The sequence below is a fragment of the Streptomyces sp. NPDC056580 genome, assembly GCF_042793175.1.
Classification (GTDB): Bacteria; Actinomycetota; Actinomycetes; order Streptomycetales; family Streptomycetaceae; genus Streptomyces.
Genome location: NZ_JBHTVE010000029.1, coordinates 18,254 through 40,502 on the forward strand (window position 1 = coordinate 18,254; position 22,249 = coordinate 40,502).

The following is a 22,249-nucleotide window of genomic DNA, read 5'->3' on the forward strand; positions in this document are numbered from 1 at the left end:
ACGGTCGGTGTGCTCAGCGGATCAGGGACGCACATCGACGTAGTCGCCGGCGGCCTTGGCCGGGCCGGTGGTGCGGGTGCCGGTGAAGTTCCACCGCCAGTAGCCGTCCTTCACTGCCTTGACTGTGGTGCGAAGGGTGCCGGTGCCGCTGGTGTTCCCCGTGGCCACCGTGGTGTAAGTGCTGCTGTTCTTCGGCCGGAATTGCAGTTTCACGGCTTGGCCCGCATATCCCGCATACCGGTAGGTGTCCCAGTCGGCCCGCACGAGCTTGCCGGTGACGGTGATACGAGCGCCCTTGGCCACCGGTTCCGGTGAGGCGTCGACCGTGAGCCACGCGGCCCGCTTGAGGCCGAACGACCCCACACCGGGGGCGAAAACGGAATCGCCGTTGCTGAGATCGGCCAAGGCGTCGACCGACCACGTTCCCGCGTTGGCGTTGGCCAGGTCCACCGGGTCGTCGCTGCCCGGAGCCGGGTGGGCGTTGACGGTGAACACCGTCGTGCATGTTGTCGTGGTCTCGCAGAACGCGTCGGTGGTGTAGAAACCGCCGTGCGGCCCCTTCAGATCCACGTCGGCGAAAGCCAGGCCGGGGTCGTCCGAGCCGGTGACCGTGACCGGGAACCGCACGTCGTGCGTTATGCCGACGATGACGTCATGTCCGGAGTTGACGGTGGCGCCGCTGACCTCCGGGTCGCTGGGCGCGGCACCGGCCGAGGCGCCCCCTGCCGTCAGCAGAACGGCGACGGCCCCCACCACGACGCCGCGGCTTGTGACGCGGCCGACGGGCTTGCGCGGTACGGCAGGTGAGGCGGCGGTGAGCGGGACGATGTCACGCCCGTGCCTTTGTCTGTCGCTGGGCGGTGCGGCGAAACGGCTCATGGATCCTCCCCGGGGATGACAGGCCTTGCTGCCGGCCACCGCCCACGCGGGCAGTCGGTGGCGGGTGCGGGAGGCCGGTGTGTATCACTGCCTACGACTGCCGAACCGGTCCGATCGTTGCCCCGGCCGGGGCGGGAAAACCACCAGCCGCCCGCCGGCCGCCATGGGAGCCGGGCACTCCACGGGCCGTCGCTTGTGGGCGGTCGGCCGGCGGCGGGAGTTCTTCTTCCTCTTCGGCACCCCGGCTCGCGCGGCCGGCGAAACCGAGCCGTCCGGGGAGGATTTTCTTCAGTGACATGGGCGGTGCCTTTGTGGCGTGCCGGGGCGCGGCCGGCCCTTCCCCCGTGCGGCGGGGCCCGCTGCCGGGCGCCGGGCATGCGAAAACCCCGCCTCCAGTGTGTGGAGGCGGGGTCGGTGTGGAGCGCCGGGCAGGCCTTGCACCTGCATCTCCCCGCAGGAAGCGGGACGTCTTTCCTTGGACCACCAACGCACGGGCGGCCGACCGGAGTACCGGCGGCGACCTCAAGATCAACTATAGCGCATGGGGCCCGTGGGCGCACGGTGGGGCGGAGCCCGTCGGGCGGCCGAGGACGACGGCGTCGGCGGTCATGCCGGTCATCTCCAGCGCCTGGGCGATCCGCGGCGCTATATCGGGCGGCCCGGCCGCCCCCGGAGGACGCCGGCGCCGGGTGGCGGCCTCGGCCCACGGGGCTGCCCCTTCCGGTCTTGGCAGGGGGGCGCGGTCAGGCGGTGGTGGCGGGGTTGAGGCGTACGGCCATGAGGGCCACGTCGTCGTTTCCGTCGGGGGACAGCCGCTGCAGCAGGCGCGTGCAGGTCTCCTCGAGGTCGGCGGAGTCCTCGCCGGTCACGTCGGCCAGGGAAGCGAGGGACGTCCGGAGGTCCTCGTGGCGGCGCTCGATCAGGCCGTCGGTGACGAGCAGCAGGAGTGTTCCGGGCGGTGCGGTGACCTGGTGGGCCGGCGGGTGGGGCAGGCCGAGTCCGAGCAGCGGGCCGTGCTCGGTGTCGTACGCGGTGGTGCCGTCGGGGGCGCGCAGCAGGGGCGGCAGGTGTCCGGCGTTGGCGATGTGGAGGGTGTCGGACCGGTGGTCGACCAGGATGACGCACAGGGTCACGGTGGCCCCGGGCTGGACGGTCGTCAGGTGGCGGTCCAGGCGGGAGAGGATCGCCTGGGGCGGGTGGCCCTCGGTGGCGTAGGCGCGCAGCGCGTGGCGGATCTGTCCCATCCCCATGGCGGCGTCCAGGGAGTGGCCGGCGACGTCGCCGACGGCGAGGACCAGGCCGGCCGGTGTGTCGATGGCCCGGGCCGGGGACGCGCCGGTCCGTGCCAGCGGAAGCGTACGGACAGCATGGTGTGGCCGGTGTCCTCAGGGAGAGCCGTGCGGTCGGCCGCACGGCGCCCAGGAGGTGTTCGCCCGCCGCGCTCACCACGGTGGCCAGGCGGACGAGAGGGGGGCCCGTGATGCCCGTGACCCGGCACGCGGACTGGCTGAACCGGCGCAGGGCGAAGACGTCCCGGTCCTCCCGCAGGGCGATCGTGACCAGCTCCCGGGCGGCGTGCCCGCTGCTCACGGCCGCCTGTGGCCGGCCACGACGATGCCGGCGTCGTCGCGGCGGACGCCGGCCTGGTTGAGGAGCTGGGCTGCGACGAGGGAGGGGCGGTGGGCGAACAGACCGGGGAAGTCGGCGGGCTTCCACCGGTCGCTGAGGCCGTCGGAGTGCATGACCAGCACGGCGCCGGGCGGGAACGCCGCGTCGAAGGTGCGGGGGCGGGGAAGCTGCAGGCCGACGATGCCGGGCAGGGACAGCAGTCCCGTGCGGCCGCCCTCGGCGGTGACCAGGGCGCTGATGTTGCCGACGCCCATGAGTTCCACGCGGTGGCGTCGGGCGTCGATGAGCGCGAGCGCCACCGCGGCACCGCGGGTTCCCTGCAGTGCGCGGTGCACGTCCTGCAGGACGGCGCCGGGGCTGGTGCCCCTGCTCTCGCGGAAGGCGCTGCGGGCCAGGTCCGAGACGCGGGCGGCCAGGGGCCCGTGCCCCAGGCCGTCGCACATCAGCACGAGCGTGGCCTCACCGTCGTCGCGTGCCACGGTGCGCACGGCCCAGGTGTCCCCGCAGACCTGTTCGCCGCCGATCGGGCGGGTCAGACCGCCGGCCTCGACGGGGCCGGCGTCCAGCGGCGGGCCGTCGGCGGTCCAGAAACGGGTGTGGACGACCGAGCCGCGTCCCGGCAGGGTGTGCACGGCGAAGCTGTCGGCGGTCCGTGCGATGGCGCCGAGGCCGATGCCCAGCGTTCCGGTTGCCGAGGTGCCGTCGCGCAGGGCCGCGCCGACGTCCCTCATGCCGGGTCCGGTGTCCAGGGCCAGGCATTCCACGGCGGCGCGGTCGCGGGAGCGGACCACGTGCAGGGCGAGGGCGCCGTCCTCCGCGTGCTTGAGGATGTTCGTGGCCATTTCGGTCACGCACAGTTCGACCTGCGCGACGCGTTCGGCCTTCAGGCCGATGCTGCGGGCGAGGTGTCCGCCCGTGCGGCGCGCGGCCGCCGCGAGGGCGACGTCCGCGCGCAGCCACGTGACGTCGCCGGCTTCGCAGACCGGGGTTGCGTTCACCGGCCCCACTTCACAATGCGCACCGTGGTGCCCGTCGGTCCCGACTCGATGTCGAACTCGTCGACGAGCCGCTTGGCGCCGCTCAGCCCGAGGCCCATGCCGTTGCCGGACGTCCAGCCGTCGGTCAGGGCCAGGTCGATGTCCGGGATGCCGGGCCCCTGGTCGGCGAACTCCACGAAGATCCCGGTGCGGCCCGCTTCGCCGACGGCCGCCGCCCGGACGACGCCGCCTCCGCCGTAGATGAGCATGTTGCGGCCCAGTTCGCTCGCCGCCGTGACCAGTTTGGTCTGGTGGACCAGCGACAGGCGGCTGCGCTGTGCGAGGGCGCGGACCATCTGCCGTGCGGTGACGACATCGGTGCTGCTGGCGACGGGCACGCTCTCGCACGCGGCTTCCTGCGCGTAGTTCCTCATGCGCGGCCCGCGGTCAGCCGCCGCAGGAGCCTGAGTCCGCGCTCGAGGTTGAGTGCCGTGCGGACACCGTTCAGGGAGAGGCCGAGTTCGACGAGCGTCATGGCGACGGCGGGCCGCATGCCGACGACGATCGTCTCGGCCCCCAGTATCCGGGAGATGGACGCGTTGGTGGCGAGCATCCGTCCGACGAAGGAGTCGACGATCTCCAGGGCGGAGATGTCGATGACCACGCCTCTGGCGCCCGTCTCGACGATCCGGCTGGAGAGGTCCTCCTGCAGGTCCATCACCATCTGGTCCTCCAGATCGGTCTGGATGGAGACCAGCAGCGTGTCACCGATCTTCAGTACGGGAACGCGGTCGGTCACAGCAGGGCTCCCGCGTTCTCCTCGGCGTCCTGGGCGATCTCCTTGAGCGCCTGGCGCAGGGCGTCGGACAGCGAGGCGTTCGTGGGGATGTCACCGAACTCGATACCGAGGGCGACGATCGTCTGCGCGATCTGCGGCCGGATCCCCGAGATGGTGGCCTGCGCCCCCATCATGCGGGCGGCGACGACGGTCTTCAGCAGGTGCTGCGCGACCTGGGTGTCGACGGTCGGGACACCGGTGATGTCGATGATCGCGTGCGTGGAGTCGCTGTCGACCAGGGTCTGCAGGAGCTTTTCCATCACGACCTGGGTGCGGGCCGAGTCCAGGGTGCCGACCAGGGGCACGCCCACTACGCCGTCCCACAGCTTCACCACGGGCGTGGAGAGCTCGAGCAGCTGCTCGGCCTGCGAGGCGATGATCTCCTCGCGTGTCCTGACGTACGCCTCCGTCGTCAGCAGGGCGAGGTCGTCGAGCAGCCGGGCCAGCCTGAGGTAGACGCGGGCGCCGTCCTCGCCGTTGACCAGCTCCGGCTCGAGGACCTCCTTGAGCGCCAGCACGCTGCGCGCGGTCTCGCTGGGCGTGAAGCCCTGCCGGGCCCGGTTGCGGGAGAGCTCGATCAGCAGGCTGCGGACCTCGCCGAAGTGCTCGCCCGGATCGTCCAGACCGCCGACCTTGAGCGCCTCGCAGATGGCCCCGTACAGATCCGCCAGCTCGCGCTGCATCTCGGCCGTGCTCAGCCGCCCCTGCAGCGACTCGCCCACGGTCCTGACCCAGCGCGCGATGAAGTCGTCATGACGGGCCGCCAGCGTGTCGACCAACTTCTGCGCGTTGTCCTCGTTCACCACTAAACCCGCCATGTGTTCGATTGGATATGCCGCACTGACGATACGGCAACGCACGTACACCGCCGGCGCCGAGCCCGGGTCGGCCGCGCACCCCGCCGGCCCGGGCCGCAGCCCCACGAGCAGCGAGAACACGTCCGGGCCGGGAGAACCCGGGGGCGGCGGTGGGCGCGGCGGGTGCCTGTGCCCGGTGCGGGCCGGTGGGAGGAGAGCGGCCTGTGGCCGGGCGGCCGCCGGTCTGCACGCTCATGGCGAACGTCCCCGCCCGAGGCGACCGCCGGGCACCACGGTGAGCGGATGATCGAAAAGACGATTGACGAGGTGTTCGCGGCCGGCGGCTGCCTAGGAAGCCTGAGCGTGCGGGAGATCGACGGGCCGGGGCGGCTGTCGGTGGCGGGCGGGGAGCTCGCGGTGGCGGCGTCCACGTTCAAGATCGCCATCGGTCTGGAGTTCTTCTGCCAGGCGGCGCAGGGAGATCTGGACCCCGCCGAGCGAGTGGCCGTCTCGCCGGCCCAGGCCTCGCCGGGCGGTCAGGGGCTGTGCATCACCGAGGACCCGGTGGAGATCTCGCTGCGGGACACCGCCCGGCTGATGCTGACCATCAGCGACAACACCGCGACCGACGTGCTGATCCGCCGGGTCGGCATCGGACGGGTCAGGGCGCGCCTGGCCGGGCTCGGCCTCACCGGCTTCCACCTGCCCGGCACGATCCGGCACGAGCTCGACAGCGCGGCCCGCGCCGCCGGGTTCGCCGGCTGGGAGGCGATGGCCGAGAGGGTCCGGGACGCCCGATCGCCGCAGGAGGGCGAGGCGATGTGGCGGCGGGTGCTGGCGTCGCCGGGGATGCGGCCGGGACGGATCAGCAGCGCGACCGCCGACGACCTGGCCGCCCTGCTCCGCGCGGTCTGGCGGGACGAGGCCGGGCCCGCCGAGGCGTGCTCGAACCTGCGGCGGATGATGGGACAGCAGCGGCTCACCCGGAAGATCGCCGCCGGCTTCGGGCCGCACGTGCTGGTCGTGTCCAAGTCCGGCACCGTGCCGGGTGGCGTCAGCAACGACGCCGGCGTGGTCGCCTTCCCTGACGGGCGGCGCTACCGGGTCTATTCGAAGTGCACCGGGCTTCAGCCCGGTGGTGAAGCGAATCTTTAGCCTGCTCTGACCTCAGCTGTGTGCACGGATGCGCACTGTTCACCTCAGCTCAGGTCAGAGCGGCCGGTTCTGCTGCTCGATGTACTGCTTCACGATGCTGAGTGGCGCACCGCCGGCCGACCCGGCGAAGTACGAGCCGGACCACAGGCGCTGTGCCCGCCAGTAGTGGCGGACGAGGTCGGGGAACTCCTGGCGGAGCCGGCGCGAGGACACGCCCTTGAGGGAGTTGACCAGCCTGGATACGGCGACCTTGGGCGGGAAGTTCACGAGCAGGTGGACGTGGTTGGCCTCGCCGTTGAACTCCACCAGCTCGGCCTCGAAGTCCTCACACACGGCTCGCATGATCTCCTCGCACCGCGTCAGATGCCGGTCGGTGAACACGGAGTGCCGGTACTTCGTCACGAAAACCAAATGGACATGCATCCGGAAGACGCAGTGACGACCTGTGCGAACATTCTCATCGATACCCATAAACCAACTGGGTATCATGATCCGCGTGCAGCTTCGGTACAGCTTCCGCTTGTACCCGAGTGCCGGTCAGCACGCGGCGTTGGCAAGGGCGTTCGGGTGTGCGCGGGTGGTCTACAACGATGCTCTCAGGGCTCGGGAGACCGCCCGCAGCAAGGGGCTGCCGTTCCCGAAGACCGGGGACCTGTCCAAGGCGCTGATCACCGAGGCCAAGAAGCGGCCCGAGCGGGCGTGGCTCGGCGAGGTGTCGGCGGTCGTGCTGCAGCAGTCTTTGAGGGACCTTGACATGGCGTACCGGAACTTCTTCGACGCGCTGAAGGGCAGGCGCCCGCGCGTGGGCGCGCCCCGGTACAAGTCCCGTAAGGACACCCGGCAGGCCGTCCGGTTCACCGCGAACGCCCGCTGGTCCATCACCCCCGGGCAGAGGCTGCGCCTGCCGAAGATCGGAGACGTGGGGGTGAAGTGGTCGCGGACGCTGCCCTCGATGCCGTCCACGGTGACGGTGGTCAAGGACTCGGCCGGCCGGTACTTCGCGAGCTTCGTCGTGCAGACCGGTCCGGAGGAAATCCTGCCGGAGACGACGCCCGAGCTGGGTATCGACCTCGGACTCGGGCACTTCGCGGTCCTCTCCGACGGCCGGAAGATCGACAGCCCGCGCTTCCTGCGCCGGGCCGAGAAACGCCTGAAGAAGGCGCAGCGGGACATGTCCCGCAAGGTCAAGGGCTCCAGCAACCGGAACAAGGCCAGGATCCGCGTCGCCCGCGCGCACGCGCGGGTCGCCGACGCGCGCCGCGAGTTCCACCACCAGCTCTCCACCAAGCTGATCCGCGAAAACCAAGCGGTCGCCGTGGAGGACCTGGCGGTGAAGGGACTCGCTCGCACGCGTCTGGCCAAGTCCGTCCACGACGCCGGATGGTCGGCCTTCGTGGGCATGCTGGAGTACAAGGCCGCCCGGTACCGGCGCACCTTCGTGCGCATCGGCCGGTTCCAGCCCACCTCCCAGGTGTGCTCGGCCTGCGGTGTCCAGGACGGCCCCAAGCCCCTCCACGTCCGCGTGTGGACGTGCAGGGCGTGCGGGACCGTCCTGGACAGAGACATCAACGCGGCGGTCAACGTCGCAAAGGCGGCCGGACTGGCCGTGACAGCCCGTGGAGCGCAGGTAAGACGGGGACCCGTCCCCGCACAGCGCGGCGAAGCGGGAACCCGCCCGGAACCGCACCCGACAACGGTGCGGCAGACGGGAATCGCCCTCCTTTAGGCGGGCGAGGATGTCAAGCGATCGCCGTCCTCACCCGGCCCCTGACGCCCGGGGCACCCACCCGCGAGGACGTCCTGGGCGCCGCGGCCCGGGTGGCCCTGGACCACCTCCGCGCACACGGCACACCCCACTCCTCGTGAGGAGCACGGGGACAGCAGTCGCCGCCGGCGTGCACGGCGGGCAGACCGGGGCGGGGCGGTGGCCGGCAGACCGCGCCGGGGCGGTGGCCGGCAGACCGGGGGGGCGGTGGCCGGCAGACCGCGCCGGGGCGCTGCTCCCGGCGCAGGTCGGCGCCGGGATCCGGACAGCCGCCGTGGGGGGCTTGCCGGCTTCCTGGACGTCGAACGTCGTGCCGGGCCGGCCCGCCGGGTGGGGGCGGGGCGGTGCCGCTGCGGGCCCGCGTGTCCGGGATGTCGGTGCTCGGGGCGCGCCGTTCGCGCGGTCGGCTTTGTGGTGTCCCCCGGGGGGACGGGTGGCGGAGAGGGCAGGATTCGAACCTGCGTGGGCCCCGAAAAGGGGGGCCCGACCGTGAGGCGAGCTCGCTGGTCCCCGATCAACCGCTCCGGGCACCTCTCCTCGTTCCCGGCTCTCTTTGGTGCCGGTCACAGGAACAACGGTGTCAGCAGCCGCTGACCGCACCCTGACATCGCGCTGACCGCATCCGTGGGCCGGAACGCCGGCGCCGCTGACCGGTGGTGTGCCCTGTGGTGTGGGGCTTGGCGTGTCAGGAGGGCCTCGATCGCAGGCGGCGCACCATGCGGGCGTCCTCGAATCCCACTTCCCGGGCCGCGGACTCGATGGTGGCGCCCTGGCTGATCAGGTGTTCGGCCCGTTCCAGGCGCAGGGTCTGCTGGTAGCGCAGCGGGGTGAGGCCGCCGGTGGCCCGGGAGAACTGGCGGGTGAGCGTGCGGGCGCTGACGCCGGCGTGGGCGGCCAGGCGTGTGAGGGGCAGGGGCTGGGCGTAGTGGGTGTCGATCATGTCCTGGACGCGGTGCACGGTGTCGTCGACGTGGCCGCGGTGCCGGAGCATGGCGCTGGCCTGGGGTTCGTTGCCGTTGCGGCGGGCGTAGATGACCATCTCGCGTGCCACCCGGGCGGCCAGGGCGGGGCCGTGGCGGGCGGCCAGCAGGTGCAGGGCCAGGTCGATGCCGCTGGCGATGCCCGCGGAGGTGACGACCCGGTCGTCGGCGGAGAACAGGACGTCGCGGACCACCGTCGCCCGTGGGTGGCGGGCGGCCAGTTCGTCCTGGAGCTGGTGGTGTGTGGTGCAGCGGCGGCCGTCCAGGAGCCCGGCCTGGCCCAGGGCCTGTGCTCCGGCGCAGACGCTGGCGACGGTGCCGCCCGCGGCGTGGTGGGCGCGCAGCCGGCCGGTGGTCTCGGGGCTGATGCGGGGGCCGTGTCGCAGGGAGGGCGCGCTCCAGCCGGGGACCACGACCAGGTCGTCCGGGCCGAGTTCGGGCCAGTCGGTCCGGGCGGTCAGCGGCAGGCCCTGGGCGCTGCGCACCCGGGGCTCCTGGGCGACGTAGTCGAGGACGTACGGCTGCCCGAAGGCCCCCGCCGTGGAGAAGACCTGGGCGGGGCCGGCCAGGTCGAGCAGGTGGACTTCGGGCAGCAGGACGAAGACGACACGGGTCATACCGGTGATGCTGCCAGTTCGTCCACCGTGGCGATCCGTGCGAAGCGGCCCCGCAGGACGGCCAGGGTGCGTTCGGTGATCGCCTCGGCGCTGAGGTCGCCGATCGGGTTGGTCGTGGTCGCATCCGCCACGAACACGACCTCGTATCCCAGGTCGCTGCCGATCCGGGCGGTGGTCTCGACGCACTGCTCGGTCCGGATCCCGCAGACCCACAGCTCGCCGACCCGGGCCGCGGTGAGCCGCTGCTGCAGGTCGGTGGTGGTGAACGCGTTGTGCGAGGTCTTGTGGAGCACCGGCTCGCCCGGCAGCGGCTGCTCCAGTTCCTCCAGCAGCCGCACGTGCCCCGACCGCGGGTCGAACACGCCGCCGCTGCCGGGCTCGGTGTGCAGCACCCAGATCAGCAGGTCGCCGTTGTCCCGTGCGCTGCGCACGAGCCGGTTCACCGGCTCGGCGATCTCGGGGTTGGCGATCTGCTCCCACGAGGGGCGGGCGCGGAAGGATTCCTGGACATCGATCACGATCAGGGCTCGTCTCATGTCCACCAGTCTGACCAGGGCGTACCGGGGTCCGACAGGCATGATCGGGGCCGGGACCGGACCGATCCGGTCACCTGGGCCGGGCGGATCGAGGGCGGCCGTCCGGCACGCTCCCGCGGTGCCCGCGCGCTCCCTCGCCCCCCCCGCACCCCCCTCCCCCGCTCCCCCGGTTCGTGTGCCGTGCCCCGCCGCTCGGCACACCGCGCGAGCGGTGGCGGGCGGAGCCGCGCTCCCTTCGCGATCGGCCGGCGCTTGGGGGCGTGCATGCGGGCCGCCGCCCGCGGTCAGGGGCGCTGACCGCGGGCGGCGCGGATGTGGTGAGGGCTCAGGACGTCAGTCGCAGTCCCAGTAGGAGGCGCGGTGGTGGTTGCCGTACCGGTAGAACCGGTCCCAGCGGTCCCAGCGGTCCCAGCGGTCGTCGCGGTCGTCGCGGCAGTGGTTGCGGTGGTGCCAGCGGTCGTAGCGGTCGTCGTCGCAGCCCCGGCGCCAGTCACCGAAGTCACGGTATCCGTAGGCGTGGTGGTTGCCCGGGTGGAACGAGGGCGCCACCGCCGTCGTGTGGACCGCCGCCGGGGCGGCGGCTGCCTCCATCGACAGAGGCGCCATGACAGCGCCGGCCGCCAGAAGCGTGCCCGCTACTGCCTTAGCAATGGTCTTCACCCGATCTCCTTTCAAACATCAGGGCTGGTTTAGCCCTGGCACTGAGCTGACGCTACCTCACATAACCCGCAATTCCACGCCCGCTGAGTGTTCGTCAATTCACAGGCTCCTCCTGCGGGATATCGAGAAGACGGCAGCTCAGCGTGCGTTTTCCGGCCGCTTCGGGAAATCTGGGGGCGGCCTCGGGAAGAGACGGCCGACCAGGTGAACTCCCGGGCATGCGCGGGTGGTTCACAAGGGTGCGACAGGTCGGGGCCGACGGTGTGAGTGCGCGGCTCGAAATGCCCCGGGTTTTTCGGAGTCGCGCGATGAGAAAATGCGGGGCAGCCCGGCGTGAAGGCCGGTGAGGGGGTTTTCGGTACTGCCCTGCATTTCGTGGAGTGCGTTTTCCCGCCGAAAGTCGTCTGCCGGCCGCCCGTAAACGGAAGGCCGCTCGACGGCTTGGCGTGTCGCCTCCGCCTCCCGCCCGCCGAACAGCCGCCGCGCAAGGGGGGCGGGGCGCCTCCCGGGCGGTACGGCGCGCCACCGGCCCGGGACGGCGGCCGGCGGGCCGGCGGTCGGCGGGGCGGGGGGACGGTGGCCGGGGGGACGGGGGGACGGTGGCCGCAACGTGGGTCAGGCGGGGCGCGGTTGAGGGCGGCGGCATGGATTGGAACAGGCATACGCTTCTGAACGGATGTCGGAAATAGGCGGTTTGCGCTGACCGTTCCCCTTCGGCTACCGTCCACGCTCTCCGGACGAATCGTCCAGAGGCTCCGGACGGCGGGGTTAGCGCATGGCCCCGGCCGCCCGGGGTGACGCCTCCGTACGGGATCCGTGCGATGCCGTCGCGTCTGGTCTGCGGCTCCTGCAGTGGCCGGCAGACCTGGTGGCCGGCGGCGCCGGCCGGGGGCGGAGCGCGGCCGGCGGCAGCGGCGGGTTCGTTCGCCGCCCGGCGCGGGCTCCTGATTTCGCGTACATCCCTTCCTTCATGAAAGGCTTCCCATGAACAACGACTGGCTCGAGGCCGAGACCGCCGAACTGCTCCCCGGCCGCGAGGCGCTGGGCAGGTTCTCGTTCAGCTTCACCAAGATGACGACCGTCTCGAAGAAGATCGCGCACGTGGACGCGCACAACGAGTCGATGGCGGTGAACCAGTACTCGCCGTTCGCGGTCGCCCAGTCCCAGGCCTCCCAGGCCATCAGCGTCCGGCAGTAGCAGGGCCCCTGACGCGGGGGCAGGCCCTCACCGGGCGTGCCCCCGCGGCGCCGCAGGGACCGGATCGCCGGCACAGCCCGGCCGGGTGATGGGCACGGCCGGGCAGCCGGTGTTCCGGTGTTCCGTGCGGGTACCGGACGGTCACTGCCTGCCGGCCGGCACCGGCGGCCCTGCGGCGCCGACCCGTTGGGGGGACGACAGGCGGCGGCACGAACGAGTGGGATCCAGTTGAGCAAGTCTCGCCCCGCGGCACCGCGCGCCCGTGCCGAGCAACTGCTCGGTGAAGGGCGTCCGGCGAAGGAAGTGGCACGGCAACTGGGCGTCTCCGTGGCCACCGTCTACCGCTGGCGGCGCTCCGCCGGGCCCGCATCGGACCTGGCACAGGCGCGTGCCCGCGTCGTCGAACTGGAGCGGGAAGTCCTTCTGTGCCGCCAGGTCATCGCCACGATGCGGCAGATGATGCCCCCAAAAGACGTTACGAGGTGATCCACCGCATGGCGTCGCACGGTTTCCCGGCACGCCGGATCGCCGCGCTCATGGGCGTCTCGGAGTCCGGCTACTACGCCTGGCGCTCACGCGCCCCCTCCCCCGGCGCCCTGCGCCGGGCCTGGCTGACCCGTCTGGTCCGCGACATCCACCAGGAGTCCGGCTGCGCCTTTGGAGCCCGCAGGATCAGGCAGGAACTCCTGCGCCGCTACGGCATCACCGTCGGCCACACCACCGTGGAGGCCGTCATGAAGGGGGCCGGGCTGCGCGGCCGGGCCGGACGGCTGCCCGGGCCGGGCCCGCGGGAAGGCGCCCGCACGCCCGGCCGGCGCTGGATCGTCGACGTGCTGGCCCTCACCACGCTCCCGGGCCCCGTGTACGCGGCCATCGTCCTCGATGCCGCCTCGCGCGCCCTGGCCGGCTGGAGCACCGCCGCGACAGCCGACCGCGCCCTCGTCCACCACGCCCTCATGGCCGCCGCCGCCCGCGCCGCCCGCACCGAACCGGCCGCCCCGGCCGTGTACGAGCCCCTGCCGGGCTGTTCGTTCACCGAGCGGGCCGGCTCGCTCGGCTGCGCGCCGGCCGGGGCCACCGTGGGCGACTGCCACGACCACGCGGCCGTCGCCGTCTTCTGGGACACCGTCCACCGTGAACTCGACGGCCCCTGCTCCCGGCCGGACCCGCACCGCGCCGGCGAGCGGCTCGCCGCGACCCTCGACCGCTTCGCCCGGCAGGTCCCGGCCGCCGCAGCAGCGCGCCCATCCACCCCGTAAGGCGGACCACTTTGGACACCACACCACCTCTGCCCGCCGCCGGCGGCGCCGGGCCCGACCTCCACACCGGGCAGGACACCTCCACCGCCCACACCCACCGGCTACGCCTGTACGGCGCGCTGGACGCGGTGTGTGTCCCCCTCGCCGCCGCCGACGTCCAGGCCGTCTTCAAACTGGCCGAACTCGACTGCGTCACCGTGCACGCCGTCATCGACTGGATCAACACGGCACGAACGCTCGCACCGCTTCCGCACCCGACCTGAGGCACGGCCGGCACCCGCACGTGCGACGGCCGGGGGCGCACCCTCCTGGCCGTCTCCGCCTACCGGGTGCCGTCCGCCTGCAGCAGCGACTCCACGAGGACCGCCACATGCCGGCGGTCCGCCGGGCTCAGCTTGTGCACGCTCGCGATGAGGATCGCCACCTCCGGATCCGCGGCCTCGGGCGCGTCCTCGAGGTAGAGGTTGACGCCCGCGGCCTGGGCGGCGGCCCGCTGCACCGGCGCCACCGGGATGCCCAGTCCCCTGGCCAGGCCCTCCAGCGTGGTCCGCTGGGGCATCTGCGCCAGCCGCTCCGCCGTCGCCAGATGGTGCACCGTCGAACGCGAGATGCCGCCGCGGCGCGCCACATCGCTGTAGGACCAGCCGTTCAGGTCCAGCTTGTGCTTGATCATTTCCTGCAGTGTGTTGGGCACGCCGGTTCTTCCTGTGGAGAGGGAGTGACCGCCTGTCGATGAGTCTAACGGCCCTGCCGCCGGGGCGTTCTGCCCCTTCTTCTCCACCGGCGTCCTGCGCTACGCTGCCCGCCGACTTCACGTCATGATCGGCCCCCGGGGCGTTCGCGCCCACGGACCTGCGCCCACGACAGCGGCGGATGCCGGAGTATGGCCGGGTGAGCGGGATCTGAGCGAACGCGGAACGCGGCCCGCCTCTGACGGGAACACCGCACCTGCGAGTTCCCCGCCCGTCCGCGAGGCGTCGAGGTGGAAGGCATCGACACGGTGATGCCCGACGCGTACACCGCCGGCCGCGTCCACGCCTGGATCCGCGACGGCGGCGTCCTCGCCCCGGAGCGCGGCCGCATCCCGCGGACCTGTATGGAAGACCTGAACCGTGTGACACCGCGGATCAGCGACCCGTCAGGGCGTCACTGCTACCGGGTCTATTCGCAGTGCACCGGGCTTCAGCCCGGTGGTGAAGCGAATCTTTAGCCTGCTCTGACCTCAGCTCTGGGCACGGATCCGCAACTGGTCACCTCGGCCAGCGTCCAAGCGGCCGGTTCTGCTGCTCCATGTACTGCTTCACGATGCTGAGCGCCGCCGACCGACCCGGCGAAGTACGAGCCGGTCCATAGGCGTTGCGCCTGCCAGTACGTATCATGATCCGCGTGCAGCTTCGGTACAGCTTCCGCTTGTACCCCAGTGCCGGTCAGCGCACGGCGTTGGCGAGGGCGTTCGGGTGTGCGCGGGTGGTCTACAACGACGCTCTCAGGGTCCGGGAGACCGCCCGCAGCCAGGGGCTGGCGTTTCCGAAGACCGGGGATCTGTCGAAGCAGCTCATCACTCAGGCGAAGGACACCCCGGAACGGTCCTGGCTCTGCGAGGTGTCGGCGGTCGTCCTGCAGCAGGCCCTGAGGGACCTGGATGCGGCGTACCGGAACTTCTTCGACGCGCTGAAGGGCAAGCGTCCGCGTATGGGCGCGCCCCGGTACAAGTCCCGCAAGGACACCCGGCAGGCCGTCCGGTTCACCGCGAACGCCCGCTGGTCGATCACGGCGAGTGGGAAGCTGCGTCTGCCGAAGATCGGCGATCTCAAGGTGACGTGGTCGCGGACGCTGCCCTCGACGCCGTCCACGGTGAGCGTGGTCAAGGACTCGGCGGGCCGGTACTTCGCGAGCTTCGTCGTCGAGACCGGCACATCAGAGGTGCTGCCAAAGGCGACGCCCGAACTGGGCATCGACCTGGGGCTCGGGCACTTCGCGGTCCTCTCGGACGGCCGGAAGGTCGACAGCCCACGCTTCCTGCGCCGGGCCGAGAAACGCCTGAAGAAGGCGCAGAGGGCCCTGTCCCGCAAGGAGAGAGGCAGCCAGAACAGGGACAAGGCCAGGATCCGCGTCGCACGGGCACACGCGCGGGTCGCGGACGCGCGCCGCGAGTTCCACCACCAGCTCTCCACCAAGCTGATCGTCGAGAACCAAGCGGTCGCCGTGGAGGACCTGGCGGTGAAAGGGCTCGCCCGCACACGTCTGGCCAAGTCCGTCCACGACGCCGGATGGTCGGCGTTCGTGACCATGCTGGAGTACAAGGCCGCCCGGTACGGGCGCACCTTCGTGAAGATCGGCCGGTTCGAGCCCACCTCGCAGGTGTGCTCGCGGTGCGGCGTCAAGGACGGCCCCAAGCCCCTTAACGTCCGAGAGTGGATCTGCGGTGCATGCGGGGCCGTCCTGGACCGGGACATCAACGCGGCGGTCAACGTCGCCACGGCGGCCGGACTGGCCGTGACAGCCCGTGGAGCGCAGGTAAGACGAGGACCCGTCCCCGCACAGCGCGGCGAAGCGGGAACCCACCCGGCCCCGCACCCGACAACGGTGCGGCAGACGGGAATCGCCCTCCTTTAGGTGGGCGAGGATGTCAAGAGCGCCTGCACCGACTCGCCGTACTCGTCTCGAATGCCCACGACACCGCGTGAGACGCCCGCGTGAGACGCGCTGTTCCAGGACACCGGGCGCGGCGGCCGGGACACTTCCCCGACGAAGCCGCCGGGACGTGCCCGGATCAAGACCGCGGAAGGCAGGGGGACGAGGCCGCGGGAGGCAGGGGGCCAGCGCCGCGGGAGCAGGGGGACAGGGCGGCGGGAGCAGGGGGACGGGGCGGCGCAGGGCAGGGGACGGGGCGGCGGGATTAGGCAGGACGGGGCCGCGGGAGGCAGGAAGGGGCAGGGCCGTGTGGGCCGAGAGGGGCGTTCGTCAGCCGCTCGGAGCCTGCGCGGCCGTCGTCACACCGCAGGCCGCCCCCGCGGCGCCGCGTACCGGGGTACCGGGTCGTATGGACCGGGGGCGGTGAGGGGGGCGGCCTGCGGTGTGACGTGTGGTCAGCGGCGCTCGTGGGGCTGGGGGTCAGCGACGGCGGGGGTGAGGGGGCCGTTGGCCACGACGATGGAGGTGAGCGGGTAGGACGGGCCGCCGGTAGCGCTCAGGGTGACGAGGGGGGTGTCGTCCTCCTGGCGCCGGCCCTGGTAGTGCCAGGTCTGACCATGGCGGTCGGTGTGGCCGAGGGCGAGGTCGTAGACGCGGCCCCCCAGGAGGAAGGGATCGGTGGCTTGCTGTGCCGCCTCCTGCAGAAGGCGGGGCACGGCGTCCGCGGTGAGGCGGACCTCCACCCCGTCGAGGCGTCCGGTGGCGGTCTGGACCCATCCGCTGCGGTGCGTCGGCGCGTTCAGGGGGGCACCGATCGCGGTCAGCCAGTACTCCCAGTCGCCCAGGGACACGGCGTGGATGTGGACGCTGACGCCTTCGTGATCCGCGGTGATCTGCGTGACCTCGAGCCGGGCGGCGTTCTCGGCCCGCAGCCTGGCCGCCGTCACCGCGGCCGGGGACTGCGCCTGTCCCGCGTCGGCCGTACGCGGCTCCCGGGCGCCGGGGCCCTGTCCGGGAACCGGCCCGCGCGCGGCCGCCTGCCCGGCGGGGACCGGTTGGAGCGCGGTGGCCTCCGGGGCGGGAGCCGGGACGGGCGTGCCGGCCCCGACGGGAACCGGTTGAAGCACGGAGGCCTCCGGGGCGGGAGCCGGGACGGGCGTGCCGGCCCCGGCAGGGGCCGGTTGGAGCGCGGAGGCCTCCGGGGCGGAAGCCGGGACGGGCGTGCCGGCCCCGACGGGAACCGGTTGAAGCGCGGAGGCCTCCGGGGCGGGAGCCGGGACGGGCGTGCCGGCCCCGACGGGAACCGGTTGAAGCGCGGAGGCCTGCCCGGCGAGGGTCGGTGTCCTCATGGCGGCCTGCCCGGCGAGGGTCGGTGTCCTCATGGCGGCCTGCCCGGCGGGGACCGGTTCGAGTGTGGTGAGCTGCCCGGCGGGGGACGGTTCGAGCGCAACAGCCTGTGGGGCGGCGGCCGGTGCGTCGTGTGGGTCGGGCGTGTTCGTGTTCGGGGGGCACGGCTCGGGTTCGTCGAGGATGCGCAGCGGGCGGGGCGTCAGGGGCAGGCCGGGTGTGTCCTTGCCGGCGCGGGGCGTTATGACCCTCTCCCACCGGGGCGGCGTGTCCGGTGCGGGGTGCGCGTCGGTCCGGGTGGCCTCGGCGGTGGTGGCGTGGGGGTCGCCGGGTTCCGCCCGCGGCGGATGGTGCGGCGGGAGGTTGTGTTGTCTGAGTCGTCTGAGGGTGTCGGCGCCGCCGGTCTCCACCAGGCGGCCCTGTGCGTTCAGATCGGCGATGAAGGCGTGGGCGAGTTCCCGCAGCCGCGCGGTGAGTTCCCGCTCGACGTCGCTGTCCTTGCCGTAGGCGTCGGTCATGCCACTGCTCCCGGGTAGGCCTTGCGGAGGGAGTCGAGCGCGCGCCACTGGAGTGTCTTGACGGCGCCGTCGGTGGTGCCCATGGTGCGGGCGGTCTCGCGGACGGACATCTCGCCCAGGAACCGCAGCCGGATGACGACCTGCTGACGGGGGGTGATCTCGGACAGGGCGTGGTGCAGGTCGTCGAGTGCGAGCGAGGACAGAACGGTTTCTTCAGGGTTGCTCGCCAGGGGGGCCCAGGCGTCTCCCACCTGGGTGATGTGGTCGACGAAGGTGAGGTGGCGTGTGGTGGCGGTCTTGAAGTGGTCGGCGACCACGTTGCGTGCGATGGTGCACAGCCAGGCACGGATCGACGTGCCGTTCCACGTGAAGGTGTCGATCTTGAGCCATGCCTTCATGAAGACGTCCGCGGTGAGGTCCTCGGCCAGGGCGGTATGCGATCTGACGCGCTGGGCGATGAGTGTGGCGATGATGCCGTGGTGCATGCGGTACAGCTCGGCGAACGCCTCGCGATCGCCTTGCTGGGCACGGGTGATGAGGGCCGGTTCCCCCGTGGCGCCGCCGTCGGGGGCAGCGGGGTGAGCCTGAGTGGTCAAGGATCGCTCCTGGTCGTATGGGAAGAGGTGAAGAGGTGGGGTGGGCGCCGGCGGGACGCACGGCGCGGTGTGCGTGAGGCCGCCCCCGCGGCCGCACGTCTTCGCCCGAGGTGGGGGCCGGGCCGGTTCTCAGTCGGCCGCACGCCGGTCCGGGCCCTGGTCCTGGTCCTGCCGCACGCGGTGCCGGTCCTGGGCGGGCACCCGCCGGCGCTGCGGACGCCTGCGCTGCATCGTCTGCGGGTCGTCGTAGACGAGCGCGTCGAGCCGGACGCTGTAGGTGTCGCGCAGCGTCCAGAGGGTGGCCAGGCTCGGCTGTATCGTTCCGGTCGCGAGCCGGTGGAACGTCGACCTGCTGATACCGGTGCGCTGCGCCATGTCGGCGACGCTTGCGTCACCGAGCTCCCCGGCCTTGAGCAGGAGCGTGGCCATGTGGAGGCGGAGCATGGTCAGAAGACCCCCTCAGCAACGTGCAGCCGTGCGGCTAACCCACACGCGCGCAACATATGCAAGTTGCCGGATATGAGTGACGCAAGGGTATTTTGATTCGCACAGGAATACGACATTCGGGATGTGGCCTGCAGGAATACGGATCTAGGTTTTGACCTGCAAAGGTGCACGCATGCAACCAGCATGTGGCGACATGCCTGCGCGCTACCCTCCGACCATGCGGAGTGCGAAGGATTCCCCCCACGAGAGCCGGGCCAAACGGCAGGCCCAGGCGCAGCGGGTCGGCGCGTATCTCACTCAGGCCGCGACGGCGGCCGGATATGACGTCCGCCGGCGCAAGGGCGGCCGGGCGCAGCTGGCGGCCGCGACCGGGCTGAGCCTGACCACGATCAGCCGGACGCTGGACGGCAAGACATTGCCGCTTTCCTCGCAATTGACGACGTGGGCGACCGTTCTCAATCTCGACCACGGAAGGGTTCTGATGGAGATCGGCCTCATTCCCGAGCAGCGGGGGCCTCATTCACCGCGGCGGGGTCCGGGCGCGGCGGCGCTCTCACCGGACGAGGCCATGACCGCTTGGCGGATCACCGATCCCATCATCCGCAGAACACTGAACGGGAGCATCGTCCACGCGATCGAACTGCAGGCGGAGATCGATGCGGCCGCACGGTCCGGGGCCGGGCGGGAGGGGGACAGGGGCGCTTGGCGCAGCCGCGGGTGACACCGCCGGCGCCGGGGCCCCTCGGAGGCGGATGCCCTGAAGAAGCGGGAACGAGGGCGCGGGAAGGGGGGTGCGGGAGGGAAAGGGTGCGGGGAGGGGTGCAGGCGGCGTCGCCGGATGCGCGGGCCGGGGAAATTCGAGCACATGCACGCCCGCCGGGTCCGTCCCCCTCGGCAATGCCTCTCCCGCTAAGCTCGGCGGAATCCTCCCGATATCGAGTGCCTCGTGCGGATCACGGTCACCGGGAGAGCGAGGAATCCTCCTGCCGTGCCGGCATCCCGCGGGCCGAAAAGGGCCACGCCGAGAGGGGTATCAGGTGCTTGTCGTACAGGGAGCCCCCATGACCGCTGTCGTGCGCGGCAGTAGCGGCGAGGCGGTGGTTCTGCTGTCCGGCGACTGGCTCGGGCAGGTGCCGGAGAAGACGTTCACCGACATGATCGAGGCTGCTTCCGCCGTGCTCAGCGCCGCGGAACTCAAGACCGTGCACAACGCCGTCGCCATGCTCGGCACGGGCCCGCCGGATTTCCGTGTCCAGGTCGACGGGGCGGAGTTGACGGTCTACCGGCTGACCGTCCGCTGAGAGCGGCCCTGCGGCCTTTCCTCCCGGAGTGACTTTTGCTCCGGGGGACGGCGTGCGCCGCGATGAGTTCCGCGGCGCCTTGCGCTCATGCGGTCCGACCCCCGGCCGTCGGGGAGGACGAGGAGGACCTGGCATGCGCAGCGTGGCCTGTCCGGTGAGCGTTTCGCTGGACGGCTGCACCGTCGGGCCGGACGGCGGCTTCACCCGGGCGGCGCCCGACGAGGAGGTCTCGCCGGTTGTGGATCGGGGAGATCCGCGAGGTCGGCGTCCACCCGCCCGGGCGCCGGCTGCGCGAGGCGCTGCCGTACTGGGAGAGGGCCGGCCAGGATCCCTCGCCGGAGGAGTCGCAGCTGGAGTGGACCGCGCCGTGGAAGCCGCTTGTGAAGGTGGTGTCCTCCCTCACGCCGCCGTCGGTGCGGGGCCCGCGCCCGCCTGGCCTCCGGCAGCGTGGCGGAGGAGATCGGGCGGTTGCGGGCCGAGCCGGGGCAGGGCGACATCGCGACCGGCCGCGCGACGCTCACCGCCGAGGCGGCCGCGCCTGATCTGATCGACGAATACCGGGTCGTCGTCCACCCGGTACGCGTCGGCGGCGGCATCCCGCTCTTCCCCCGCGAGGAGCGCCGGGTGGATCTCGCACGCGTCGAGACCCGCACCTTCACATCGGGAGTCGTCTGCCTGCGCTACCGCGTGACGCGGCAGGACCCGGCCGGGACCCTCACGGCACCCCAGCAGCCATAGGCCACGGCCGCGGCCGCGGGGGGTGTTGCCGTCTCCTCGGTGCGCTCGCATGAGGTGCAGGTCCTCGCCGCATGCGTCCAGCACCCGGCCGTGTCCGGCGTCCCGGGCCGCCGCCCCGAGACGAGGGTGAACAAGCGCACCGGACGCTGCCGGCGGCGTCCGGACGAGCGGCGAAGGGCTGGCCGTCCCGGTGACACCGGGCGGCGGCACGCATGCTGAACGCCGGGCGGCAGCAAACCTGTTGGGCTCCGGGCGGCGGCACGCCTGTTGGGCTCCGGGCGGGCGGGCATCTCCTGGCACGGGGGGCGGCGGCGCCGGCGGCCGCGGCCACCGCCTCGCTCTCCCGGCGCGTCCGGTGCCGCCCCTGCAGGGGCCGCGGGCGTATCCGGCCGGGAACCGCTCGCACCTGCGGGCCGCGGTGCCGCGCCGCGCGGCCGGCCCTGGTCCCACCGCACGGAGGAACAGCCGTGCGACTTTGAACGAATGTCGCATTTGGATCGTTTGCGCTTTTCCTTCGGCTTCAGCTACTGTCCAGGCCCTCCGGACGAATTGTTCGGAGACTTCGGACGGTTGGGCGGTTCTCCCCCGGATTCCGCCGTGCCCCGACCCCGCGGCCGGGTTTCCGCATGACCCGGCCGCGGCGGGAGGGACGTCGTCATCCGTCCGCCGATCCTCCCGGCGCGCCGCGCGGACAGCCTGCTGCTCGCTCACTGTCAGCCGGAACGCGCCGGCGGGTTCGAGGAACGAGGCCGCGGGGCGGCCCGACGGCATGCCGGGCCGCAGCGCTGCGGAACTCCTGCGATGCACAGATCACTTGAAGGATGAAAGGAACCCATTTCCATGAACATGGACCAGCTCGAGGCCGAGACCGCGGAACTGCTGCCCGGACGTGAGGCGCTCGGCAAGTTCTCGTTCAACTTCGCCAAGCTGACCACCGTCACGAAGAAGGTGGCGCACGTGGACGCGCACAACGAGTCCGCCGCGCTGAACCAGTGCTCGCCGTACGCGGTCGCCCAGTCCGAGGCGGCGCAGAGCATCAGCGTGCAGCAGTAGCCCGGGAGCCGGGCGGGGCCGGGACCGGCACACGGACCCGGCCCCGCCCGGCACTTCGCCGCACCCGCACCTTCGCAGACACCCAACCACGCTTTCGCTCATTACCCTGACGGCTCGTCAGGAGGCTGTTCTGACGGCCGTCAAGAGCCCGGTCGGCGCGCGCGGTTGGCTGGGGGGCCGCTCTCGCGCGTCGAGTGCGCACCCGCCACCTGCGGCCGTCCCCGATGCGGGCGCCGGCCTTCGCGGCCGGCCGCCGGGATGCGGACACCCCCTTCCAGCGCCCTTCGACCGCACACCGCGCACCTGTGGCGAACCGTCACGTCCGC

The 22,249-nt window shown here is 72.2% G+C and carries 25 protein-coding genes and 2 pseudogenes; 12 read left to right on the forward strand and 15 right to left on the reverse strand.

The genetic code is table 11. The annotated features are described in order from the left end of the window. Nucleotides 1-21 precede the first annotated feature (21 nt). The 6 genes from ACFQ9Z_RS37310 to ACFQ9Z_RS37335 form a co-directional block, all read right to left on the reverse strand. Entirely contained in the window at nucleotides 22-918 is an 897-nt protein-coding gene (locus ACFQ9Z_RS37310) for a calcium-binding protein (protein WP_383030710.1), read from the reverse strand. A 704-nt stretch (nucleotides 919-1,622) separates the two neighbouring features. Further along, complete coding sequence (locus tag ACFQ9Z_RS37315) at nucleotides 1,623-2,129, reverse strand: PP2C family protein-serine/threonine phosphatase (RefSeq protein ID WP_383030713.1); 507 nt, start codon at nucleotides 2,127-2,129, stop codon at nucleotides 1,623-1,625. A gap of 336 nt (nucleotides 2,130-2,465) precedes the next feature. Next, entirely contained in the window at nucleotides 2,466-3,515 is a 1,050-nt protein-coding gene (locus ACFQ9Z_RS37320; RefSeq protein ID WP_383030717.1) for an ATP-binding SpoIIE family protein phosphatase, read from the reverse strand. Then, nucleotides 3,503-3,919 carry an anti-sigma regulatory factor gene (locus tag ACFQ9Z_RS37325; protein WP_383030721.1) on the reverse strand — a complete coding sequence of 139 codons (417 nt, stop codon included), beginning with the start codon at nucleotides 3,917-3,919 and terminating at the stop codon, nucleotides 3,503-3,505. Before ACFQ9Z_RS37325 ends, ACFQ9Z_RS37320 begins: the two co-directional genes overlap by 13 nt. After that, entirely contained in the window at nucleotides 3,916-4,284 is a 369-nt protein-coding gene (locus ACFQ9Z_RS37330; RefSeq protein WP_143640272.1) for an STAS domain-containing protein, read from the reverse strand. Before ACFQ9Z_RS37330 ends, ACFQ9Z_RS37325 begins: the two co-directional genes overlap by 4 nt. Next, complete coding sequence (locus tag ACFQ9Z_RS37335) at nucleotides 4,281-5,141, reverse strand: STAS domain-containing protein (protein WP_383030725.1); 861 nt, start codon at nucleotides 5,139-5,141, stop codon at nucleotides 4,281-4,283. Before ACFQ9Z_RS37335 ends, ACFQ9Z_RS37330 begins: the two co-directional genes overlap by 4 nt. A gap of 282 nt (nucleotides 5,142-5,423) precedes the next feature. Here ACFQ9Z_RS37335 and ACFQ9Z_RS37340 point away from each other — a divergent pair, with 282 nt between their 5' ends. Continuing rightward, nucleotides 5,424-6,275 (forward strand): serine hydrolase, encoded by an 852-nt coding sequence (locus tag ACFQ9Z_RS37340; protein WP_383030729.1) that lies wholly within the window; start codon nucleotides 5,424-5,426, stop codon nucleotides 6,273-6,275. A gap of 54 nt (nucleotides 6,276-6,329) precedes the next feature. Here ACFQ9Z_RS37340 and tnpA read toward each other — a convergent pair whose 3' ends face one another. Further along, entirely contained in the window at nucleotides 6,330-6,746 is a 417-nt protein-coding gene (gene tnpA, locus ACFQ9Z_RS37345; RefSeq protein WP_383030732.1) for an IS200/IS605 family transposase, read from the reverse strand. A gap of 25 nt (nucleotides 6,747-6,771) precedes the next feature. Here tnpA and ACFQ9Z_RS37350 point away from each other — a divergent pair, with 25 nt between their 5' ends. Continuing rightward, nucleotides 6,772-8,001, forward strand: a complete 1,230-nt coding sequence (locus ACFQ9Z_RS37350) for an RNA-guided endonuclease InsQ/TnpB family protein (protein ID WP_383030734.1) — start codon at nucleotides 6,772-6,774, stop codon at nucleotides 7,999-8,001. A gap of 473 nt (nucleotides 8,002-8,474) precedes the next feature. On the opposite strand, the pseudogene ACFQ9Z_RS37355 reads toward ACFQ9Z_RS37350, so the two are convergent. The 4 genes and pseudogenes from ACFQ9Z_RS37355 to ACFQ9Z_RS37370 form a co-directional block, all read right to left on the reverse strand. Then, nucleotides 8,475-8,577: pseudogene (locus ACFQ9Z_RS37355) on the reverse strand. Nucleotides 8,578-8,725: 148 nt separating this feature from the next. After that, nucleotides 8,726-9,637, reverse strand: a complete 912-nt coding sequence (locus ACFQ9Z_RS37360; RefSeq protein WP_383030737.1) for a GlxA family transcriptional regulator — start codon at nucleotides 9,635-9,637, stop codon at nucleotides 8,726-8,728. After that, on the reverse strand, nucleotides 9,634-10,173 hold the full coding sequence (locus tag ACFQ9Z_RS37365; RefSeq protein ID WP_383030741.1) for a cysteine hydrolase family protein: 540 nt from the start codon (nucleotides 10,171-10,173) through the stop codon (nucleotides 9,634-9,636). Before ACFQ9Z_RS37365 ends, ACFQ9Z_RS37360 begins: the two co-directional genes overlap by 4 nt. Before the next feature lie 333 nt (nucleotides 10,174-10,506). Beyond that, entirely contained in the window at nucleotides 10,507-10,833 is a 327-nt protein-coding gene (locus ACFQ9Z_RS37370; protein ID WP_383030743.1) for a hypothetical protein, read from the reverse strand. A 984-nt stretch (nucleotides 10,834-11,817) separates the two neighbouring features. Between ACFQ9Z_RS37370 and ACFQ9Z_RS37375 the strand changes: the two genes are divergently transcribed. The 4 genes from ACFQ9Z_RS37375 to ACFQ9Z_RS37390 all read left to right on the forward strand — a co-directional run bounded on the left by ACFQ9Z_RS37375 (nucleotide 11,818) and on the right by ACFQ9Z_RS37390 (nucleotide 13,552). Then, a complete protein-coding gene (locus tag ACFQ9Z_RS37375) occupies nucleotides 11,818-12,030 on the forward strand; it encodes a hypothetical protein (RefSeq protein WP_383030746.1) in 213 nt (70 codons plus the stop codon). A 228-nt stretch (nucleotides 12,031-12,258) separates the two neighbouring features. Continuing rightward, nucleotides 12,259-12,516, forward strand: coding sequence for a transposase (locus tag ACFQ9Z_RS37380; RefSeq protein WP_383030749.1), 258 nt, complete (start codon nucleotides 12,259-12,261; stop codon nucleotides 12,514-12,516). Between the two features lie 8 nt (nucleotides 12,517-12,524). Then, the gene (locus ACFQ9Z_RS37385; protein WP_383030752.1) at nucleotides 12,525-13,289 is read left to right on the forward strand and encodes an IS3 family transposase; all 765 of its coding nucleotides are present in this window, start codon (nucleotides 12,525-12,527) and stop codon (nucleotides 13,287-13,289) included. Nucleotides 13,290-13,300: 11 nt separating this feature from the next. After that, nucleotides 13,301-13,552 (forward strand): hypothetical protein, encoded by a 252-nt coding sequence (locus ACFQ9Z_RS37390; protein WP_383030755.1) that lies wholly within the window; start codon nucleotides 13,301-13,303, stop codon nucleotides 13,550-13,552. Nucleotides 13,553-13,611: 59 nt separating this feature from the next. Here the strand turns inward: ACFQ9Z_RS37390 and ACFQ9Z_RS37395 are convergent, their stop codons facing one another. After that, nucleotides 13,612-13,983 (reverse strand): helix-turn-helix domain-containing protein, encoded by a 372-nt coding sequence (locus ACFQ9Z_RS37395; RefSeq protein ID WP_383030757.1) that lies wholly within the window; start codon nucleotides 13,981-13,983, stop codon nucleotides 13,612-13,614. A gap of 288 nt (nucleotides 13,984-14,271) precedes the next feature. Between ACFQ9Z_RS37395 and ACFQ9Z_RS37400 the strand changes: the two genes are divergently transcribed. Continuing rightward, nucleotides 14,272-14,499 (forward strand): hypothetical protein, encoded by a 228-nt coding sequence (locus ACFQ9Z_RS37400; RefSeq protein ID WP_383030760.1) that lies wholly within the window; start codon nucleotides 14,272-14,274, stop codon nucleotides 14,497-14,499. Nucleotides 14,500-14,675: 176 nt separating this feature from the next. After that, nucleotides 14,676-15,905: an RNA-guided endonuclease InsQ/TnpB family protein gene (locus ACFQ9Z_RS37405; protein ID WP_383030762.1), complete on the forward strand. Its 1,230-nt coding sequence runs from the start codon at nucleotides 14,676-14,678 to the stop codon at nucleotides 15,903-15,905. Between the two features lie 473 nt (nucleotides 15,906-16,378). Here the strand turns inward: ACFQ9Z_RS37405 and ACFQ9Z_RS37410 are convergent, their stop codons facing one another. The 3 genes from ACFQ9Z_RS37410 to ACFQ9Z_RS37420 all read right to left on the reverse strand — a co-directional run bounded on the left by ACFQ9Z_RS37410 (nucleotide 16,379) and on the right by ACFQ9Z_RS37420 (nucleotide 18,813). Then, nucleotides 16,379-17,788 carry a BN159_2729 family protein gene (locus ACFQ9Z_RS37410; RefSeq protein ID WP_383030765.1) on the reverse strand — a complete coding sequence of 470 codons (1,410 nt, stop codon included), beginning with the start codon at nucleotides 17,786-17,788 and terminating at the stop codon, nucleotides 16,379-16,381. Further along, a complete protein-coding gene (locus tag ACFQ9Z_RS37415; RefSeq protein WP_383030768.1) occupies nucleotides 17,785-18,384 on the reverse strand; it encodes a sigma-70 family RNA polymerase sigma factor in 600 nt (199 codons plus the stop codon). The genes ACFQ9Z_RS37410 and ACFQ9Z_RS37415 overlap by 4 nt, the downstream gene beginning before the upstream one ends. Before the next feature lie 129 nt (nucleotides 18,385-18,513). Further along, nucleotides 18,514-18,813 carry a helix-turn-helix domain-containing protein gene (locus tag ACFQ9Z_RS37420; protein WP_383030770.1) on the reverse strand — a complete coding sequence of 100 codons (300 nt, stop codon included), beginning with the start codon at nucleotides 18,811-18,813 and terminating at the stop codon, nucleotides 18,514-18,516. Between the two features lie 235 nt (nucleotides 18,814-19,048). Here ACFQ9Z_RS37420 and ACFQ9Z_RS37425 point away from each other — a divergent pair, with 235 nt between their 5' ends. The 4 genes and pseudogenes from ACFQ9Z_RS37425 to ACFQ9Z_RS37440 all read left to right on the forward strand — a co-directional run bounded on the left by ACFQ9Z_RS37425 (nucleotide 19,049) and on the right by ACFQ9Z_RS37440 (nucleotide 21,923). Then, nucleotides 19,049-19,552 (forward strand): transcriptional regulator, encoded by a 504-nt coding sequence (locus tag ACFQ9Z_RS37425; protein WP_383030773.1) that lies wholly within the window; start codon nucleotides 19,049-19,051, stop codon nucleotides 19,550-19,552. Nucleotides 19,553-19,892: 340 nt separating this feature from the next. Further along, a complete protein-coding gene (locus tag ACFQ9Z_RS37430; protein WP_383030775.1) occupies nucleotides 19,893-20,132 on the forward strand; it encodes a hypothetical protein in 240 nt (79 codons plus the stop codon). 133 nt (nucleotides 20,133-20,265) lie between these two features. Continuing rightward, nucleotides 20,266-20,870, forward strand: a pseudogene (locus ACFQ9Z_RS37435) (dihydrofolate reductase family protein). Nucleotides 20,871-21,710: 840 nt separating this feature from the next. Then, entirely contained in the window at nucleotides 21,711-21,923 is a 213-nt protein-coding gene (locus ACFQ9Z_RS37440) for a hypothetical protein (RefSeq protein WP_383030777.1), read from the forward strand. Nucleotides 21,924-22,249: the final 326 nt, after the last annotated feature.